Origin of the sequence: Algibacillus agarilyticus (assembly GCF_003286125.1) — a bacterium.
GTDB classification, from domain to species: Bacteria; Pseudomonadota; Gammaproteobacteria; order Enterobacterales; family Alteromonadaceae; genus Algibacillus; species Algibacillus agarilyticus.
Map to the genome: position 1 here is coordinate 1 of NZ_QMED01000016.1, position 19,509 is coordinate 19,509.

Here is a 19,509-nt window from a genome sequence, read left to right on the forward strand (position 1 = left end):
AGCTCAGCAATAAATGAATACCTTACTTCATTTCTTTCGCAAAAAAGGCTGAAGCCTTTTTTAAAATTTCACGTTCCATTTGTAAGCGTTTATTATCCTTTCTGAGTTGTATTAATTCAGCCCGCTCATCTGTTGATAATGTGGTGCCCTCAGCTTGTTTTTTATGCTTGGCAACCCAGTTGTAAAGTATTTTATCAGTAATACCTAGCGCAGAAGCTGCCTGAGCAATTGAATAGTCTTGCTCAATCACTAAAGCAACCGCTTCTTGTTTAAATTCTACGGTATAGTGTTTATTTGTTTTTTTAATCATATTCACCTCAATAATGGGATTATAATCCTTTATTGAAGTGTCCGGTTAATTCAACCACAACACTATTTAAAATCTCATATTAATTTCTCTAAAAAGCGATCATGGGTACGACATGATGAGCATTATCATGTCGATTTTCAGATACCTTGTTTATAGTGTTATACGTTTTTGACAACTTCAATTTTAACGTTTATTTACTAGTGTATTGATTGTACTTAACAACTTTATTCGTTCGTAAGGCTTGCCGATATGCGCATTAAAACCAAGCTCATAATAGTGTTTTATCTCACTCGACATCACATTAGCTGTTAAAGCGATAATCGCTAAATTTGCCCATTTTTCTTTAGCTCTAATTATTTTTATGGTTTCGCAGCCATCCATTTTGGGCATTTGAATATCCATTAAAACGAGTGAAATATTTAAATGATCGTGTAATCGATTAAGTGCTTCAAGGCCATTCTCAGCTTCGATCACGCTTGCGCCTGCATGCTCTAACATTTCATGTACTATCATGGCGTTAATCGCATTATCTTCAACTACGAGTATCGTAAGTCCGGTTAAATCCATTTCCTCTTTGTTATTAGTGTTATTGGTATTATTCGGAGCCGAAGGGATCGCGGTCTCAAGTGGCAAATAAACATCAAAGGTTGAACCAACGTTAACTTGACTACTGACTTCAATTTTCCCGCCCATTAATTCACATATTTTTTTTACGATTGATAAACCCAACCCTGTTCCGCCAAATTGCCGAGAAATAGAATTATCAGCCTGAGTAAAGTTATCGAATAAGCTCGTTAAATGCTGTTCGGCAATGCCAATGCCGGTATCACAAATTTGTATATGCAAGCTTGTTCGATCGCTCGCTTCTGTTATACCTGTTGTGATGGTGACTTTGCCTTGATGGGTGAATTTAATGGCGTTACTGCTTAAATTAAGCAAGATTTGGCTAATACGCGTTGGATCGCCTTTATACCACGTTTTTTTACCCAAATGAGTATGCATTGAGAATTGGATATTTTTGGCGTTAGCGAGGGGGGCGGTAAATAGGTTTATTTTGCTGAGCACATCTTTTAAATCAAAATCGAGATATTCTAATTCGAATTTACCGGCTTCAATTTTAGATATATCGAGAATATCGTTAAGAATAGTTAATAACAGGCGGGCAGAGCTTTGCGCTTGACTTAAATATTGCTTTTGCTGGGCATCTAAATTTGAGTTTAAACACAAATCAATGAGTCCAAATACGCCATTAAGAGGGGTTCTAATTTCATGTGACATATTGGCTAAAAAGGCTGATTTTGCAATACTGGCGGCATCGGCTTTTTCTTTAGCTGTGCGTAATTCTATTTCCATATTTTTACGGGCTGTTATTTCATCATAAGCGCCTAAAATGCCAATTAGCTTGCCTTGCTCACTGCACAAAGGCACTTTATTGGTTAATAAGTAAAAAGTATTGCCTTGGGCATCGGTTTGTTGTTCTTCAATGTTTAATTTTGCTTGGCGTTGATCGATGACTTCTTGATCATCTGCTCTGTACAATTCTGATTCCGTCTTTGCCCATGGCAAGTCAAAATCACTTAATCCTTTAATTTTGAAATCGGCAGCTAGGTTGGCATCTTTTTTAAATGCGGCATTAGCGCCAATATAATTCAAATTATTGTCTTTCCAAAAAATACGATAAGGTACCGCATTTAATACCGCCTCAAGTAACATTTCGGATTCATCTGCTCTGGCAATGTTTTTCTTTAAAGCGCGTTTCAACTGTTTATTAATATCAATTAAATATTGAAAAAGTCTATTAGCAGCAAAAATAATAACGGTTGAAAAAATAAGAAAGGCCGCAAATTTGGCTATCCAAGTCGTGATCACATCATGCTCGTGTATGGGGGTGGCAAAATTGATATATTCAAAATATGAAAGTAAGGCTGTGGACATAATCATAACCGAGCTGGTTATCAAACAAATGAGTCCGGCTTTACCGTTAATAATTAGGGCTGAAATTGCACAAGAAAAAAATAAAATAAGTATGCCACTCCCCACTAAACCAAAATTTAAAATGCCGATTAAGCCCATGACCAGCAATAAAAAAATAACGGTGAAAGCCCTTATTTTGTAATTTATTTTATGCTTTAAAAAATACAAGCTAGCAATAACAATCCAAGCAAATAATTGAAAAAACATCGCGGGTTGTAAGCCAATGGTAAGAGCACGAGAAGATGACATTAAAACAGCAAAAAAGCCGACAAAAGTAAATACCGCTAAAAGAATATTGGTGATATCGTTTTTAACGCTTTCTAAGCTAATTCGTAGGTTAGATTCGGAAGTCGGTTGCATATTAAGTGAATTATCAGCTATGTATTTTTAAATATAGCAGCTCAATATGAATTGGGATAAACAAGTGGCTTAAAAACGTTTTTTGCTAAATGAAATTTTCTTACCTTAAAGGTGTTATAGTCAAAGCGATCGGGTTTTAGGGGCAGCCGTCAAAGCTACCGCGTCCTGCTCTCGCCCCTTACCTGCATCCATGCAGGCAAGCTTCGAGACCCCATGAGCATATGCTCTACTATGTGATTGGGGCGAGTAAGCGCTGACAATAAACCATAAAACCTGAGCGAGAAGACTATATGTGAAAACACTGATGAAGTAGGAGTGTAATAAGTCTTTAATGAAAAGCGCACTGGCCTACGTTAAATAAGATAACAAAGCCAGTGCGCTTGTATGTGTTTAAAACTTAAGGGTTAACGCTAAAAATGCACCGTTGTGAATATCAACACTGCCGGTGTCTTCAATCTTAAGCGAAATATTACGATAACCTAAAGCAATTTCAGCTTCGCTAAACGGTTCGTAAGCCACCCGCAATTCGACCTCACGATAATTTTCTAAGTCACTAAACGAAGTGACTGCTGGGCTATAAAACGCTTGGCCTTTTAAAAATAACTGCGGTGCAACTTTGTATTCAGCTTGTGCGCCTAAGGCTAAGCCAGGTGCGTGCAGTGAATCGGTATTGCCGTAAAAAATTTTACCACCGAGTAAAAGTTTATTTAATTTTTGCACGCCACCAACCAGTAGCGCCATATCAACTAAATTCGCTTTTTCATCATCTTGTGAATGATGTAAATAAGACGCGCTGACAACACTTTTATCATTAATAAGGTTGGTGCTGGCATACGTTAATTTAGCTGTTTTGTTACTTAGTGCTAAATCGACAGAGTTTGCCGCTTGTACGTTATAGGTTGTTGTGAGTGTAACGAGGGTTATCGCTGTATTAAAAATGCGTTTGAAGCTTTCCATGATCAAAACCTGTTGTTAAATGTGTTAAGTCTGTAATTGCGCCTAGTATGCCTTGTGTTGTTGCGAAGTTTAAATTTTTTTTAAGCATTATTTATTTTAATGATATTAACTATTGAATACTAATGCAGACCTAATTGTTAATGAAAGTGATTATTATCTGCAATTTTATTCGTTGTTTATATAACAGCGGCAATTAAGTTTGGAGATAACAATGAAAATTAAGTATAAAAAATAGCTTTGGCATTAAGTGTTGCTTTACTTAGCGCATGTTCTGGCGATGATGAAAAGAACGGTATTGATGGTGCCGCAACGGCCGATAATGCTAACTTTCGTTGCACCATGTTAACCTCAATTGCGCAAAATATGCTTACGATGACAACGAGCATTCATCATCAATGGCAAATAAGTGGTGAAAGCGATAGTGAAAACTATGGTGCTCAATTATCGAATGGTACAGGTGACTTTACTAGCGTAAAAGATGCACTAGAAGAACTAGGGCGTGTTTATCTTTTGTGTATGCTTTTGCAGCCGTATTTGCACGATTTATACAAGGCAGAGCGATTGCGGTGTAGTTATTCTACATAAAAGAGCGATAAAGACTTTATGCTCCTGCAAAGTCACCTTACCCCACATCCATGTGGGGCAACATAGTAGAAATAGTGCAAATGCGCTGCCCTTTGGGTTCAATCCAAAACGTTTTGCTCTTTGTTATTGGCTTTTGACATAGAACCACTATGCCATCAAGCCAATGCCGCGATCAAAATGCTTTGGAATTGAACAAAATCTATACGACAAAGATAAACACGCCCTAGCTAACGTTTGGTTATTGCACATTGAACGAGTCAAAAATGAAAAAATAAATAAAGTCTTATCAAAAGTGAGTGTTGCAGAAGCGCTAGAAAGCAATCAATCGGCCCATAATATACAAACCAATAGCCGGGTCTACGCGCGTATTTATACCGCAGATACTGATTTAACGCGGCTTAAAAAAATTGATAAGGTTAAGTGGGATAACTACATGCATAAGCTGAGTTAGGGTTACCCATCTTTGTTATTAAAACGTTTGATTAGTTAGGTTGTGGTATCGGTTAATTACTTTAACCGATGCGTTAAAACGATTAACCTTAGAATAAATCTACATCACTGGCTTTTCTGAACCGTTGTACAATTTGTTCTAACGCTTTGGATTGAGCTTCGAGTTCAATCATTATTCTGCTTAATTCTTCAATATGATCAACATTTGTGGTACATAGCTCTGATAACTCATTACTCACCGATTCAACATAATTACTTTTATCTATTTGTAAAACTGATGCGGCATCAATCTTTTCAGATGCACCTAAAATGTCCACAAACTCTCGACCCAATTCGGTAATGCTTTTTTTCGTTTCCTCTATAAAATCCCGCATCCCGAGGCTATTTTCGGCAAGACTTTCAAAGCGGTTCACCAAGCCCGTTATTTGCTGGTGATTAGTGTCTAGCATTTCTGCAATGTTAACCGCGGTGCGTTGTGTTTGGGCTGCTAAGCTTCTTACTTCGTCCGCTACAACGGCAAACCCACGACCTGATTCACCCGCTCTAGCGGCTTCGATAGCGGCATTAAGTGCCAGTAAATTGGTTTGGTCGGCGATGGTTTTAATATTAGATATCATGCCTAACATTTTTTGGCTTGATTCTCTGATTGCGTTTACTTCACCGGTCACTAATTCCATATCTTCTTGCATACTTTCAGTGTAAGTATGGGTTTTTTCCATGTAAGAAGTGCCTTTAGTCGCTTCATCTTTAGCAACTTGTATCGCACTAATAACAGCCGAAGTTTGTCTGCCGATATCGTCACTTACATTATGTGATTCTTTGGCGGCATCAAGGGTAGATTTTGAAAAAATAAAGGTGCCATCAGAATGGACTTTAAGGTTAACAAGTTCTTCATTTGCTTGCCATTGCTTATCGATTAAGGCTTCCGAGACGATTAAAATCTCAGTAAACATTTGCTCTAAATTATCTAATACACGATTAAAGCTTTTGCTTAATACTGCTGTTTCATCATTGCGCTTAGTATCAAGTCGTACCGATAAATCCGCATTACCTTCGGCTAAATCATCAACTATTTCGGTGAGTTTATTAATCGGGAATAAAATGTTTTTTGCCGTTATATAAGCAATAACAAAACCAATTGTACCAAAAGCCGTAACAATAATAATTAACCAAGAAAGGCTAGACACAAAATTATCCATCAACTCTTTTTCTGCATTGCTAGATTGTTGTTGCATGAGTTGGTTCAGTGTCGATACTTGTTCAGCGACATTAGCTAAAGTGTCTCCGTATTCATGGCGAATTAGATATGAATCTGAGCGCCATTTATCGCTGCTATGTATTTCAAATGCTTGTTGCCAATGATCGATATATTCTGGTATTAATTCGTTTATTTCTTCTAGTGCTTCTAGCTGCTCATCGACTAACTCATCTTCGAATGTTTGCAAGGCTTGAATGTTTTGTTCCGTACCTTGCTTAAATAAGTTGATATGTTCTATTCTGCTTTCGTCTCTAAAGGCGATGTAAGAGCGAATTTCACTCATTGTCATCGCCCAGTTATAACGAAGCTCATTGGCTGCATGCGTTATATCTTCATCTAGAGCATCTTCAAAGCCATAAACAATATCTTGTGTTAATTGTAATATGCGTAAACCTATTATTTCTAAATGCTCTTTGGCTATTTTAAGGGCGGGTAAGTTTTCTTTATCATCAGAAGCCAAAACCAACATTTTTGATTTATATTGCGTTAGTTTTGTTATTTGTGTTTCCAGTTTTCTTACTTCGTTTGGTAATGAGGTTATGCTTGAATTTTGAGTTAGCTTTTTAAGCTCGTTTAATAATTTAAATGAAGTTTTGAGCGCTTGCTCGTATGATTCTTTATCTTGCTTATTTTTACTTAATAAATAATTCGCTAATGCACTGGCTGCCAAATTAACTTTTACTTCAAGCTCTTTTGATAGTAAAAGTTGAGGTTGTACAGACTCAAATATTGGATTAATACTCGTTTGTGCAGACTTTAAACTGGAATAAGAAACAAGCGCAACCAGCAATAACGCCGAAATAATGACACTAAAGCCCCAGGTTAATTTTTGCTTTATGGTTAATTTATTAGTTAATAGCATTTAATCTGATTTTACCGAATAATGAGACGCAAACACGAAGTCTTTCTCAGGAATATTTTGATGGCAGCTAATACAAGTTGCGTTTACCGCTGCATCTTGCGAGTTACCTTTACTGATTATTTGCCCTTCAGGTGTTGATTGAAAATATTCCCAATCACCAAACTCTGGGTCATAGCCTATCTCTCGTTTAATCATTCCCGAAAGAAAAAGTGATCTTTCGGGTCGAGAGTTTACATTTTCGAAGCTTTCTTTTAATAAAATCGTACCTACAGGATAGGTGTGGTAATTTATTTCATCTTCTTCTGGGTCTAAGTCTTCTTCAAAAATGCGCATAAATTCTAGATGATTAGCCGCATAAGCGGCTTTAGAGCCATTCGTATAAATAACGACAAATTGTTTCCAATGCAGAGCTGAATACTCGTAGCCAGATAGTCGTTTCCAATTTTGAGGGTAATGAGAGATATCTGGTTTGTAAAGTTTCGGAATTTTAAATTCACTTTTCTGGTAAGGCTTATCGTTAGCATAACTCGAAAATGAGCACACAATTCCTAAAATGCACAGTTGTAATTTATTCATTTTTTCAATCCTTTTTTATGTGCGTGATATCGTGATCGAGCCTTTATCTTTCCCTTTCCTTGTTAATTTAAACGTTTTGCTTTCACCTTTATTTAGTTGAATTTCGACTGAATCCATACCGGCTAATAAAAGCATAAAATGTGTGCTATTAGGGCCTATCTTGTTTAATTCAAATGGGATGTTTTTAATTTTTTTTTCGAATTCAAAACCAAGGTAATTATCACTTGGGATATTAGCGATGTAACTTCGCATTTTAGGGTGTATTTTGCAGCCTATCCTAACAAGGGTATTTGGTTCCCATGTGGGTATTAAGCTTTGTGAGCTACCGGGTTGCATTAAACCCACATCAAACTGCACGTTTTGTTTAGTGTCGTTAGCAAATATATTATGCTCAAATTCATCGTTATTTTTTAGTTCAAGCTCTCCCTTCGGAGAGGCGACGCCAAGCATTTCGGTAAATTTTTTACCTTGTTGATTAATGGTTCCACTAACGGCTTTGAAATTTTGTTTTACTTCATAAATAACGCCCGCTTTAGCTGGTGATTTAATAAATGTTATTTCGCCTTTAATCGTATCAGCGCTAGCCAAAAAAGACAGGGTGTAGAGTCCTGTAACCATCAAGATAGATTTGAATTTTGTCATCGTAATATTCCTTATTTCTTTTTATTAAGGTATTTGTGGCCGTTCAATTTGCACATGGGCCGTTAACGCTCCTAAAAATGCGATTAACTCTAGAATCTCATTTTCGGTTAAATTAAGCGGTAAAATAAGATTACTTAGATTCTGTTTATGTTTGCCGCCCATATTATAAAAACGAATAACATCTTCTAATGTCGCTTCTGAACCATCGTGCATGTAAGGCGCGGTGAGAAGCGTGTTACGTAAACCTGGCGTTTTGAACGCACCATTAAATGATGCTGATTTTATAATGCCACCACGGCCTTGATCGGCAGCCACATCACTTACACCGATATTATGAAAACTATCATCTGTGAAATTAGCGCCATCATGACATTTTACGCATCTTGCTTTTCCTTCAAAGAGTTTCATGCCTGCGATTGCAGCAGGGCTCATGGCTGATTTATCACCCGCTATGTATTTATCAAAAGGGGAGTTAGTGCTTATAATTGTGCGTTCGAATGCGGCAATTGCTCTTCCCACATTATTAAGCGTGAGGCCGTCATCGTAAATATCTGAAAATTGTTTACGATAGAAGTCAACTTTGGCTAATCGAGGAATTAACTCCGTTAACGGTAAATTCATTTCGCCTGGTGCTGCAATAGGGCCAAGTGCTTGCTCTTCCAATGTTGCGGCTCTGCCATCCCAAAAAAAGATCGCGCCCCAAGCTAAGTTATATAAATGAGGTGCATTACGACCGACATGCTCGCCCATCGTACCTAAACTTGTTTTTAAACCATCGCCAAAACCTAGATCTGGATTATGGCAAGTGGCACAAGATTGCTTTTGATTACTGGATAAGCGGGTATCAAAAAAGAGGGTTTTTCCTAATTCTATCTCACTTTGACTGTGTTCTTCTTCATCAGGATATTCGATATCATCAATATCCGGCGTGCTTAATTTACTTGTAGCAAAAGCGACATTAGTTATTAACAAACTAATAATCAAAATTGCTTTGCATTGTTTGTACATATTGTTCTCACGATTTTTATACGTTTATGACGTTATTTTTAATACCCAATAAAAATAAAAAATTAACAGTGCAGCACGAAAGCTAGTTTGCTTAGTAAATTAGACAGGATTATTTAAGTGTATTAAATATTCATGAATTTGCCACTGAGCATTTTAAATAGACAATTTATTTAATCTCAATGTCAGGCAGATCGCGAAAGTATTTTTGATATGAAGGTTATGGGTAATTGATTAGTTAATCTCAAGTAGGGTATGAGGTGTTCAATAATGTTGTGTTATTTATATAATTATCAGCTGGCTAAGGTTTTCACTTAGGTCGAATTCACCATTATAGATAGGGTTGTTATCAAAGCTGAGGATCGTTAGTAAGTCAATATTGTGAATATGTGAGGATAATGTAATTGAGGACTTGTCTTGTTAATAAATGATTTTTATTTGAGTTAAGCGATAGTTCATGGTCGTCAATTGATGCAAGCTACAATGAAATTAATATAGTCAAAGCGATCGGGTTTTAGGGGCAGGTTTCTAGTTCCAGACGAAACCGAAGTACTTACATCCATGTAAGCAAAGCCGTCAAAGCTACCGCGTCCTGCTCTCGCCCCTTACCTGCATCCATGCAGGCAAGGGGCGAGACCCCATGAGCATATGCTCTATTATGTGATTGGGGCCGCCTAAATGGATTTAGGTGTTAGAACGACGCAGGAGCCAAAGTCGAGAGTAAGCGCTGACAATGAACCATAAAACCTGAGCGAGAAGACTATAGCTTGCGAACTTTGTTATAAATATCATTAACCTAAAGCGGTTAACTCATGTTCTCGGCTAAGAATATTTCGACTTTGGGTTTTAAAATACCGTTATTAATATTCCGACCTTTTTTATGGCTCAGTAACACTTCAACGGCATTATAGACTTCATGTTTTATGTCTTGGTTAATGATGGCGTCGATTGTACCGTCGAGTAAATGAATCCGGGTATTATCAAACAATTCATGCGCGACAAACATCATGCTATCTGCTTTATTCAATTGTTTTAGCGCTTGTACTATCCCTTCTGTACCGCCGCCGACATTATAAATGGCCACTATCTCTGGTTCTGCTTCAAGCGATGAAAGGGCTATTTCAAAGGCGCGTTCGTCATTATCAAGTAATTCAGGCATTTCAATCACGGTGAGATTAGGGTATTTCTCGCGGATCATGCTTCTAAAGCCTGACTCGCGCTCTTCGTGGCCACGGTAAGCGTGGCTGCCAATAAATAAAGCCACTTTACCTATCTGATTTTTTTCTAAAAATCGGCCAAGTAATAAACCGGCGGTTCGACCTGCTGCGCGATTATCGATACCCACATAACTTAAACGATTAGTGCCTGTTATATCCGATACAAAACTGATCACACCGATCTCTTTTTCAACTAAGGTATCGACGGCTTGTTTAACTAAAGGGTGCTCAAGTGCAACAAAAGATACGCCATCGGTGTCTTTTCCGACTTCAAGTAATTTTTGTGCCAGATCATCTGCTTGAAATGCGGGTACGCGGTGGATCCGGACGTTAACTTGAGAAGCCGTATAAGAATCTTTTAACGCTTCAATTTGCCGAGAATAAAAATCTAAAAAACGGGTATGCGGTATCGGAAATATAAAATCGAAGTTGTATGTTGTTTGATCGTGAGAATCATTTTCAATGGGTTTAAGTAAATAGTTCGTGCTGTAAAGTGCACGATTAACTCTTTCAATGGTCGTTGGGTTGACTTTGCCTCGGCCATTAATCACTCTGTCGACCGTTGCACGGCTCACGCCTGCTTCTTTGGCAACATCATCAAGTGTTATTTTCATTTAAACTCCCATTAACGCGATCTGTTTATTACATTTATGCATCAATTATGACACGCTTGATCGCAATAACCTAGCCTGAAAAATGTTAAAAAGATGACTTTTTTTTCATTTTTATGTTTGTTATTTTTCCTTGAACACCTGATTAACTAAATACTTTTTGATTCTTTTTGATGTGAGATTTAGCTTAAGCGCTTAAAGCAACCACCGAGGTGTTATTATTCGTTTTTGGGTATTTATTTTGGATCTTCGCGCGTATCTTAGTGTATTTTTCTATCACATTATTGGCACTTGTACTACTCGTGTCGTTTTGCACTCTTTGCACTAAGGGTTGCCATACATTTAGCAACGTACTGCCGCCAATTTTTTCGATATGGTGTTTATAAAAATCGAGATCAAGCTTAACAAGCTCTGTGTATTCAGCTCTCGAAAAGCAAGTTGTCATTTCGTGAATCATATCATTAAGTATGTCTATATCTTTATAAGTTGATTTTTCTAAAAACTCTTTAATAACAAAGTATTCTATCTGGTTTCGTACTTCTTCAATGAAGGTGTTTACCTTTGGGGTTAGTGGCGGCGCAACATAATGCCCTGTGCTGGTTTTAGTATAGGTTAGCCCTTCTTTTCTTAGAATTAACAAGACTTCTCTTACTGATCCTCTTGATACACCAAAACGCTCAGCTAAGTATTGCTGGGTAAGTTTGCTATCGGCGGGCAACTCTCCTGAAATAATTTCACTTCTTATTATGTCGACGATCTGATGCTGTATCGAAACGATTTTTCGCATATTCATATTAAGCTCCTCTGCTTACTCAACTGCAAATTAAAACTCATTTTTACAATCTTATTAAAAGAATCAAAAAGATTCTTTTTGATGTTAAAAGATGTGTTTATTGGTTTGTGTTGATTGTCGACAATGATCATGCTAAATGTCAATGCTTAGTGCTGAAAAAGCCCTTATTTGATGTTTATTTATAAAAAATACATCTTTTTGTTTATTTTATGTTGCATAAAGTGTCAAATAATTTCATTATAGGGTTAATTGTTAACAATGGTTGTTAGCGTTGTGCAATTGCTTAATAGTTTTCTATTGCTTGCCTGTGTTGAATGTATACGAAACTTCATACTTTCAAGGTAAGAGAAAAAAGTGAAATTTTCAGAAAGATAATGAGCATTGATGAACTAATAAATGCCTGAGTGGCTAACGGATAAAAGCTAGGCGAATAAATTAATTGTCGAATTTAACCTAGTCGTTATTTCGAGAGTGAATCATTTTTAGGAGACGTATCACATGTCAAACACAAGAACACGATTTAAGCTTAGCGCTTTGTCACTTGCGGTTGTAGCGAATTGCAGCGCGATGATGGCTTATGCTAATGAAGCAGAAAATGCAGACGAAGAAATAGAAGTTATCGAAGTAACGGGGATTAAAGGTAGTTTAATCAAATCGATTAACGATAAACGCTTTGCTGGTAACGTAATGGATACCATCAATGCAGAAGACGTTGGTAAAAATACTGACCAAAATATTGCTGACGCACTCGGCCGTGTTACCGGGGTCTCGGTTGTTAGCCGTAACGGTGAAGGGTCTTCAATCACTGTTCGTGGTGCTGGCGCTAATCAAAATAATATCTCGTTAAACGGTCAACAACTGACGAGTACAGATTTCAGCCAATCAGTTGACTTGAGCTCTTTTTCAGCCGATATATTAGATCGCCTTGAAGTTGTTAAAACACCCAGTGCGAATCATGATGAAGGTTCATTAGGGGCCAATGTAAATCTTAAAACATTGCGTCCTTTGAATAAGCAAAACGAAATAAAGTCGCTTAATATCCAAGGGCGATATAATGATTTGTCAGAAGAAAATAACTATAAAATATCGGGTGTACTCACTAAAAAGTTTTTAGATGAAACATTAGGTGTTTCTCTTTCTGCTTATTCTGAAACTAATGCTTATCGTAAAGATGAATACCGTGTTGAACGATTTGAAGCATCGCAAACGTTTAGAGTTGCGCGAGATCAAAACGGCGATGTTATTAATGAATTTAGAGGTGTCGCGCCAAGTGCAACGCGTTTCTTGTTATCTGAAAACGAGAGTAATCGTACCGGTGCGAGTTTAGGTATTCAATTTTTACCGTCAGACACCAGTGAATTAATGTTTGATGTAACGTATAGCCGTCAAGATTTATCAGATAAAACGTCTTCAATTACAACGTCCACCAACAAAGGTAATACAAACTTTGTGCGTGGGGTGCAATCAATTGACAGCCGCCCTGATGCGCCATTTACTGATCCAGAAGAAGATTGGTACTCAGTTGATACCGATACCTTAACCGTGACTAAATACTTAAACCGTTTTGGTCGTGGGGGTATCGCGCAAAATGTAGGCGGTACGATAAACGAAAACCTTAGTTCAACTCTCGATTTTAAACTTGATATTACCGACAGCTTACGCATGAATTTTTTAGCGGGTTATTCATCAAGTGAATCAACAACAAAGCCTAATGGTAATGCTATTTTATCTAATGGTAAGCATGTCAATGCCACTATTCTTTATGATGTTGGCGCTGATGTTGTGCCGGTTGGTTTTGATTGTACAACGGGTAAATGTTTAATTAGCCATGGCGACCAAATGGTTGATTTTGGTGATCTTCTTGTTGATGGTGACGTTGATGGGGAATACACATTAGCTTGGACAGATAACAAGACCAATACTGGGTTTCACGCGAGTGATTTACAAGCTCAAAACTTAGAATGGATCAGAGAAGTTGATCGAACCGTTGACGATGAATTAGCGAGTTTAGCGCTCGATTTTGAATATGATGTTGATGCATTAGGCATTCGTAGTATTGAATTCGGTGGTAAAACAACACAGCGTAGTAAGTATGTTGATGATCAAGCTTATCGTTTTGAAACATTAACGCGTTCTGAAAACTTTATTGATGCCAATGGTAATGTTGTTGCGGTTCAAGGCGGGACTATTAAAAATATTAACGGCTCTGATATCGCTGATGATGAAGCGATACCCGATGATTTTATGGCGTCGCTTGGTTACCCGCGTCATGCCACCACATCGGGTTGGTATGCACCAGACCCAATTAAAGCATTAAACGCCATTGTTGCCGATGATGATACGTTACGTGTGGTTGACCCTTCTAAAACCCGTAGTGCAGATATCGATACTCAAGCGCTTTACTTTAAAACTAACCTTGAGTTATTTGACGGGATCGTTACTGGTGATGTGGGTTTCCGCTATGTTAAAACGCAAGTAGAAGCAACCGGTTTTGCGGGGGCTTCATTCTTTGGTGGTACTGGCGATTTTGAACGTATTATGTCGTTAATCGATGTGAAAAATTTACGTGATGAATCTTTACCGGCTTGTTCGTCAATTGCTTATGCCGATCCTGAAAATACACAAGGCTACGAGAAAAAATTCCAACGTATCGATGGTTTAGGCTGGGATACATCTTCAGGTCCCGATCCAGCTGGTTGGACTCGCATTCCTGATCAAGGTCCATGCCATGAACCTTCTTGGGTTGCGCGTGTAGAAACACAAGACAAAGTGGCAAACCCAGTTGATTGGTTAACTATGTGGCGTCATGCTGATATTTCAACGTCTCAATATTATGGTTGGGGCGCGGCTGATGCAACAACCGCCGATATTTCGTGGAATGGTGAAGGCTCAGTTGTTGATGCAAGTGATTATTCATATAACAATATTGTCGCAAAAAACAAGCCTATTTATGCGGCTAGCGGTTCACATGAATATTCAAATTTACTACCTAGCTTGAATTTAAATATCGCGATGAGCGACAGTTTAGTCGGCCGTTTTGCGGTTTCAAAAACCATGACACGTCCAGAAATCGATTTACTTAAGCCGGGAGCGGCTATTACTGAAGCCGGTTATTGGAATGTTAATGTTAATAAAACGCAAAATAACCGTATTGAAAAAACCAATACCAAGCTTGATCCATTAACATCAAACAACTTAGATTTATCATTAGAATGGTATTTCAATAATACGTCGATGTTGAGTGTTGCGTTCTTTGCTAAAAACATGAGCAACTTCGTTGATACGCAGCGTGTACGTTCATACATAAAAGACATCCGTAATTTAGATTCGATCAGTGCGGATGATTTACCTATCCAAGTCGATGAGTCTTTGCCTAATTCAGGTTTAAGCGATTGTATGCCGCAACGTGTTTCAAGCACCGGTGTTTGGGGCTTTGTTGACCCAACTTCAAACCCACTTAGCTTAAGTGATGACTACAAAGATTTATGTGCTGAATATGAAATTATCAGTGTAGTAAACAGTAAGTCGGCTGAAGTGCGTGGTTTAGAGTTTGGTTATAGCCAAACTTACGATTTTTTACCGGGTTTATGGAGTGGGTTAGGCGCAAGTGCGAACTACACCTACCAGCAAAGTGAATATGAAGCAGAAGTGTCAGAAGTTGATTCGTCGGTTGTATTCCCTTCGTTACCCGTTGCTGACACGCCTAAGCACACTTATAACTTAACCACTTTCTGGGAAAACAAAGGTCATCAAGTTCGCTTAAGTTACCGTGGTTCGACTGATTCATTGGTCGGCATTGATTACCCTAATGGACAAACATCAAGAGGCCGTAATTGGAACGGCGGTTCAATTTGGAATGAAGGTCGAAATACATTCGATTTATCGGCTACTTATAAAGTTAATAACAGCGTTAACGTTACGCTTCAAGCGATCAACTTAACAGATGAATCATATCGTCAATATTACACCAGCCGTGATTTAGAGGTTGTGCGTATGCAAGACGAAAATGGTGATGTTACCTGGGGTGAATTCAATGAAGGTAACCCGTTAGACGGTGAAGCACCAACGCATCGTACTTATCGTGAGTACAAAGTGGGTCGTACATTCCGCTTAGGCGTTAATGTTCGCTTCTAGTGTTCGGGTTTCTTACGTGTGTTTTTAACTCAACGTAAGGCTTTTAAATTTAATGGTGCGATTAATACAATCGCACTGCTTTATGACTTTATAAATGGTACAGATGATGAACGTATTTAAAACCTCAAAATCGCTACTCGCTTGCGCAATTATGACCACGTTAGTGGGCTGTGGCGACGATTACAGTCCAACAGAACGAACAACAAATTCAGCACCGACTTCAAACGGTGATTTAACGTTAAACATGAACGAAACCGATTTGCTTAAGTTTGAAACGGTTCACTTACTTGATGGTGTTGTTGATACCGATGGCGATTACGTTAGAGTATTAAACTTACGGACCGACGCGACGGATTTAATTGGTATTGGTAACGAAAATGTCAATATTACGGTTAACACCGAAGAAATGGCGCCGCACCTTGATAGTGGCCAAAATAAAGTCGTTGTGTATGAATACGATTTATCGGATGGCATTGACACGATTTCGCGTAAGCTAACGATTAACGTTGCGGGCTACGATGAAGCGCCTGTGTTTGACGACATTCTATTAGGTTATGCAGAAACCGATGGTGACTCAATTACCGTTGATTTAGCGCAAGGTATTACCGATGCTGATGGTGAAGAGATTGTTTTAGAAGCCATTAGTGAAGTGGCTAACCCTAACAATGCCGCAAGTGTTGCCAATAATGTGGTCACGATTAACGTTGGTGCATTTAAAGATACAATTAAAGGTGGCGACCAAGTGGTATTTGAATACAAATACCAAGTTAAAGATCATAACCATAGCCTAGAGCGAACCGCGCGTATTAACATTAATGGGGTATCAACCGAGCCAGAAGCACCAACAGGTTTAACGGCATACAGTGCTGATATCAGCACAACGGATAGTGTTATGTCGGTTGATTTATCCGTGGGGCCTTATGCGATTGATTATAATGGTGATGCCATAACGGTTGATTATTCAACGATCACCCCAACCAATGGCGCGCCAGCGATTAAGTTTGATAAATCATATGGTAACAACTTGGTTGTTGACCCGATCGATTTCGCTCGTCATTTAGCCAATGTTAACGACACGGCATCTTATACATATATGTATGAAATGCGCGATGCGGGTGGGTTAGCGTCTAACCATACTTTCACTTTAAACGTAACTAAAAAAGCCCAAACCGGCTTACTTACTGGCGGTGGTTTTGAAAGCGCAAGTGCTGCAGATGACGGTTGGGCAGTTGAAAGCATTGAAGGCGTAACCGCTGAATCGACGCTTGATGCTAATGCATGGGAAGGCGATCGCCACTTTGCGGTAACCTCAACGGGCAGTCGCGTTAAATTAACCAAGCCATTCGTGGTTGAAAGCATGTCGTCTTATTATGTTGAAAACATTGGCCGTAATGTCGGTAATGAATTTGGTGGTTATAAAGTGTTTGTCACCAAACCCGATGGCGACAATGTGATCACTGAGGCCGCCTATCGTTATGCCAACGCTCAAGCGGCACCAGAGATGAATGCGGCAGCATTCTCTACGGGCATGAATGATGATGCAACTCGTACATTAACGTTAGATTTAATTCATAATTCGCAAATTGATGCGGTTAATGTCTATCGTTATTCATCAGACGCGGGCAATAACTTAGTCGCTAACTTAGCGGATGGCAGCCATGACTTTGAAACCGGTACAATCGGTGGTTGGAGTGCGGGTGAAATAACCACTGATCCAGCAGAGGTGATTTCAGGCACATCAAGTTTAAAAGTTAAAACCGGCCTGCATACGTTAACTTTACCCAGTGGTACGGTAAAAAATGGTAAAAAATACCTTATCTTGCTGGATATTAAAGTCTTAGCGACCGCGACGCCGATACCCACTATTTTAACGTTGGCAGATAAAGCCGATACCACGGTAACGGTTGATGGTGCTACGGCTACACGTGCACAAAACTACAATCGCCATGTTGAAGAGCGTCACTTTGCCGTTGGCGAACAATTTAAAATTCAACAAATTGTTGATTTAGATGCCTTTAACACGAATGTGACGGATTGGGCACAACGCGATGTTGTGATCAAATACAATCCAATGCATTGGGGTAACCCTAATTCACGTTATGCCATCGATAACGTACGTGTTATTGAAGTTGAATAACAAAAAAGTGATTTAATCGCGATGAATATATAGTCAAAGCGATCGGGTTTTAGGGGCAGGTTTCTAGTTCCAGACGAAACCTAAGTACTTACATCCATGTAAGCAAAGCCGTCAAAGCTACCGCGTCCTGCTCTCGCCCCTTACCTGCATCCATGCAGGCAAGCTTCGAGACCCCATGAGCATATGCTCTACTATGTGATTGGGGCCGCCTAAATGGATTTAGGTGTTAGAACGACGCAGGAGCCAAAGTCGAGAGTAAGCGCTGACAATGAACCATAAAACCTGAGCGAGAAGACTATAAAGCCTGTAAATAGTTTATTTACAGGCTTTTTTCTTTTTTATTCCTCGTTTTTCTAACCGCTTTAATTGACTTTTTTCTACCTTTTTATTAAATTTTGCATTGTTTAATGTAAACCTTTTCATTTTTCATCTAATCTTCACTTATCTTATTTAAGCAACAGCGAGTCCTATGTCTACAATTACTGAAGTTTCTAAATTGGCTGGTGTGTCACTTGCCACGGTTTCACGTGTGATGAATGGTACTGAAAACGTGCGCGAAGCGACCAAAGAAAAAGTATTGGCCGCCATGAAAGAGCTTGGTTACCGGCCTAATGCGGCTGCGCGCTCTTTAGCTTCAAATAAAAGTAACAGTGTTGGAATGATGGTTTCTGAATTACATGGCCCTTTTTATGGTCCGATGATGTCAGGGGCCGAACGGGCTATTCGCACGGCGGGCAAGCAATTTTTAATTGTGGCCAGTCATGCTGATGAAGAACAAGAAAAGAAAGCCATTGAATATTTGCTCAGTTGCCAATGTGACGCTCTTATTTTACATTGTGAAACCTTGTCGGACGAATACCTAGAAAGCCTAGAAACAGGTGACACCGAAGTCATTTTGATAAACCGTATGGTTAAATCGATGCATGATAACTGCTTATCGATTGATAATGTGCAAGGTTCTTTTTTGGCCACAGAGTGGTTAATTAAGCATAAACATAACAATATTGCTTGTTTATTGGGGCCGCAAGTTAAACATGATGCACGTGAACGTTTTTGGGGGTATCAGCAAGCTTTAGCTAAATATAATATTCCATTTAGGCCTGAATTAATTGAGCAAGGCGAGTTTACGCAAGACGACGGTTATCGCGTCGCCAATATTTTGTTAAATAAAAACACGGATTTGACGGCTATTATTTGCGGTAATGATGAAATGGCTTTTGGTGCCATTCAAGCGGTTAACGAGCACGGCTTAAATGTACCTGACGACATCTCTATTATTGGTTTTGATGATGTTAGTTTTTGTGCCATGATCACGCCAACCTTATCTTCTGTTATTAATCCCGCCTATGATTTTGGGGTTGAAGCCGCTTCGCGAATTTTAAAGCGTGTGTACAATATTGAGCCTAAATTTAGCACTTCAAAACCTATCTCCGAAGTGAATGTGCCTGATTTAGTGATCCGCGAGTCTGTTCGTGAACTCGAATAAAAATTAAATTCATTTTTACTAAATAAACAGTGACTCTACGTTAGATCATTGACTTTACTTGTTTTTATCGCTTTATCTTCGTTATGCTTTTAGTTTGATGTTACATAAATATACTTTTTTTTAACAAAAAACATAAATAAGTGTTGACCTTA

The 19,509-nt window shown here is 38.6% G+C and carries 14 protein-coding genes; 5 read left to right on the plus strand and 9 right to left on the minus strand.

What is annotated here, in order from left to right; all coding sequences use genetic code 11:
- Positions 1 to 22: 22 nt before the first annotated feature.
- The 3 genes from DPX34_RS13055 to DPX34_RS13070 all read right to left on the minus strand — a co-directional run bounded on the left by DPX34_RS13055 (position 23) and on the right by DPX34_RS13070 (position 3,601).
- Positions 23 to 310: a transposase gene (locus DPX34_RS13055; RefSeq protein WP_111978753.1), complete on the minus strand. Its 288-nt coding sequence runs from the start codon at positions 308 to 310 to the stop codon at positions 23 to 25.
- Positions 311 to 493: 183 nt separating this feature from the next.
- Entirely contained in the window at positions 494 to 2,644 is a 2,151-nt protein-coding gene (locus DPX34_RS13065; RefSeq protein WP_111978875.1) for an ATP-binding protein, read from the minus strand.
- Between the two features lie 390 nt (positions 2,645 to 3,034).
- Positions 3,035 to 3,601: a YfaZ family outer membrane protein gene (locus tag DPX34_RS13070; protein ID WP_111978876.1), complete on the minus strand. Its 567-nt coding sequence runs from the start codon at positions 3,599 to 3,601 to the stop codon at positions 3,035 to 3,037.
- 237 nt (positions 3,602 to 3,838) lie between these two features.
- Here DPX34_RS13070 and DPX34_RS13075 point away from each other — a divergent pair, with 237 nt between their 5' ends.
- Together DPX34_RS13075 and DPX34_RS13080 are read left to right on the plus strand one after the other, a co-directional pair.
- Complete coding sequence (locus tag DPX34_RS13075) at positions 3,839 to 4,186, plus strand: hypothetical protein (RefSeq protein WP_111978877.1); 348 nt, start codon at positions 3,839 to 3,841, stop codon at positions 4,184 to 4,186.
- Positions 4,187 to 4,349: 163 nt separating this feature from the next.
- Positions 4,350 to 4,637: a hypothetical protein gene (locus DPX34_RS13080; protein ID WP_111978878.1), complete on the plus strand. Its 288-nt coding sequence runs from the start codon at positions 4,350 to 4,352 to the stop codon at positions 4,635 to 4,637.
- An 88-nt stretch (positions 4,638 to 4,725) separates the two neighbouring features.
- On the opposite strand, the gene DPX34_RS13085 is transcribed toward DPX34_RS13080, so the two are convergent.
- The 6 genes from DPX34_RS13085 to DPX34_RS13110 all read right to left on the minus strand — a co-directional run bounded on the left by DPX34_RS13085 (position 4,726) and on the right by DPX34_RS13110 (position 11,600).
- The gene (locus DPX34_RS13085; protein ID WP_111978879.1) at positions 4,726 to 6,756 is read right to left on the minus strand and encodes a HAMP domain-containing methyl-accepting chemotaxis protein; all 2,031 of its coding nucleotides are present in this window, start codon (positions 6,754 to 6,756) and stop codon (positions 4,726 to 4,728) included.
- The gene (locus tag DPX34_RS13090; RefSeq protein WP_111978880.1) at positions 6,757 to 7,332 is read right to left on the minus strand and encodes a cytochrome P460 family protein; all 576 of its coding nucleotides are present in this window, start codon (positions 7,330 to 7,332) and stop codon (positions 6,757 to 6,759) included.
- Between the two features lie 15 nt (positions 7,333 to 7,347).
- Positions 7,348 to 7,974 (minus strand): cupredoxin domain-containing protein, encoded by a 627-nt coding sequence (locus tag DPX34_RS13095; RefSeq protein WP_111978881.1) that lies wholly within the window; start codon positions 7,972 to 7,974, stop codon positions 7,348 to 7,350.
- A 24-nt stretch (positions 7,975 to 7,998) separates the two neighbouring features.
- Positions 7,999 to 8,982 (minus strand): cytochrome-c peroxidase, encoded by a 984-nt coding sequence (locus tag DPX34_RS13100; protein WP_111978882.1) that lies wholly within the window; start codon positions 8,980 to 8,982, stop codon positions 7,999 to 8,001.
- Positions 8,983 to 9,784: 802 nt separating this feature from the next.
- Positions 9,785 to 10,810, minus strand: coding sequence for a LacI family DNA-binding transcriptional regulator (locus DPX34_RS13105; RefSeq protein WP_111978883.1), 1,026 nt, complete (start codon positions 10,808 to 10,810; stop codon positions 9,785 to 9,787).
- A 184-nt stretch (positions 10,811 to 10,994) separates the two neighbouring features.
- Positions 10,995 to 11,600 (minus strand): GntR family transcriptional regulator, encoded by a 606-nt coding sequence (locus DPX34_RS13110; RefSeq protein ID WP_111978884.1) that lies wholly within the window; start codon positions 11,598 to 11,600, stop codon positions 10,995 to 10,997.
- A 498-nt stretch (positions 11,601 to 12,098) separates the two neighbouring features.
- Here DPX34_RS13110 and DPX34_RS13115 point away from each other — a divergent pair, with 498 nt between their 5' ends.
- The 3 genes from DPX34_RS13115 to DPX34_RS13125 all read left to right on the plus strand — a co-directional run bounded on the left by DPX34_RS13115 (position 12,099) and on the right by DPX34_RS13125 (position 19,357).
- Positions 12,099 to 15,734 (plus strand): TonB-dependent receptor, encoded by a 3,636-nt coding sequence (locus tag DPX34_RS13115; protein WP_111978885.1) that lies wholly within the window; start codon positions 12,099 to 12,101, stop codon positions 15,732 to 15,734.
- Between the two features lie 106 nt (positions 15,735 to 15,840).
- Entirely contained in the window at positions 15,841 to 17,871 is a 2,031-nt protein-coding gene (locus tag DPX34_RS13120; protein ID WP_111978886.1) for a hypothetical protein, read from the plus strand.
- Between the two features lie 469 nt (positions 17,872 to 18,340).
- Entirely contained in the window at positions 18,341 to 19,357 is a 1,017-nt protein-coding gene (locus DPX34_RS13125) for a LacI family DNA-binding transcriptional regulator (protein WP_111978887.1), read from the plus strand.
- The last annotated feature ends 152 nt before the right edge of the window (positions 19,358 to 19,509 follow it).

Bases quoted from the DNA above. Each gene is read 5' to 3' on its own strand.
- DPX34_RS13110 (WP_111978884.1), bottom strand. From the start codon at position 11,600: ATGAATATGCGAAAAATCGTTTCGATACAGCATCAGATCGTCGACATA.
- DPX34_RS13095 (WP_111978881.1), bottom strand. From the start codon at position 7,974: ATGACAAAATTCAAATCTATCTTGATGGTTACAGGACTCTACACCCTG.
- DPX34_RS13085 (WP_111978879.1), bottom strand. From the start codon at position 6,756: ATGCTATTAACTAATAAATTAACCATAAAGCAAAAATTAACCTGGGGC.
- DPX34_RS13100 (WP_111978882.1), bottom strand. From the start codon at position 8,982: ATGTACAAACAATGCAAAGCAATTTTGATTATTAGTTTGTTAATAACT.
- DPX34_RS13090 (WP_111978880.1), bottom strand. From the start codon at position 7,332: ATGAATAAATTACAACTGTGCATTTTAGGAATTGTGTGCTCATTTTCG.
- DPX34_RS13105 (WP_111978883.1), bottom strand. From the start codon at position 10,810: ATGAAAATAACACTTGATGATGTTGCCAAAGAAGCAGGCGTGAGCCGT.
- DPX34_RS13065 (WP_111978875.1), bottom strand. From the start codon at position 2,644: ATGCAACCGACTTCCGAATCTAACCTACGAATTAGCTTAGAAAGCGTT.
- DPX34_RS13125 (WP_111978887.1), top strand. From the start codon at position 18,341: ATGTCTACAATTACTGAAGTTTCTAAATTGGCTGGTGTGTCACTTGCC.
- DPX34_RS13055 (WP_111978753.1), bottom strand. From the start codon at position 310: ATGATTAAAAAAACAAATAAACACTATACCGTAGAATTTAAACAAGAA.
- DPX34_RS13115 (WP_111978885.1), top strand. From the start codon at position 12,099: ATGTCAAACACAAGAACACGATTTAAGCTTAGCGCTTTGTCACTTGCG.
- DPX34_RS13070 (WP_111978876.1), bottom strand. From the start codon at position 3,601: ATGGAAAGCTTCAAACGCATTTTTAATACAGCGATAACCCTCGTTACA.
- DPX34_RS13120 (WP_111978886.1), top strand. From the start codon at position 15,841: ATGAACGTATTTAAAACCTCAAAATCGCTACTCGCTTGCGCAATTATG.
- DPX34_RS13080 (WP_111978878.1), top strand. From the start codon at position 4,350: ATGCCGCGATCAAAATGCTTTGGAATTGAACAAAATCTATACGACAAA.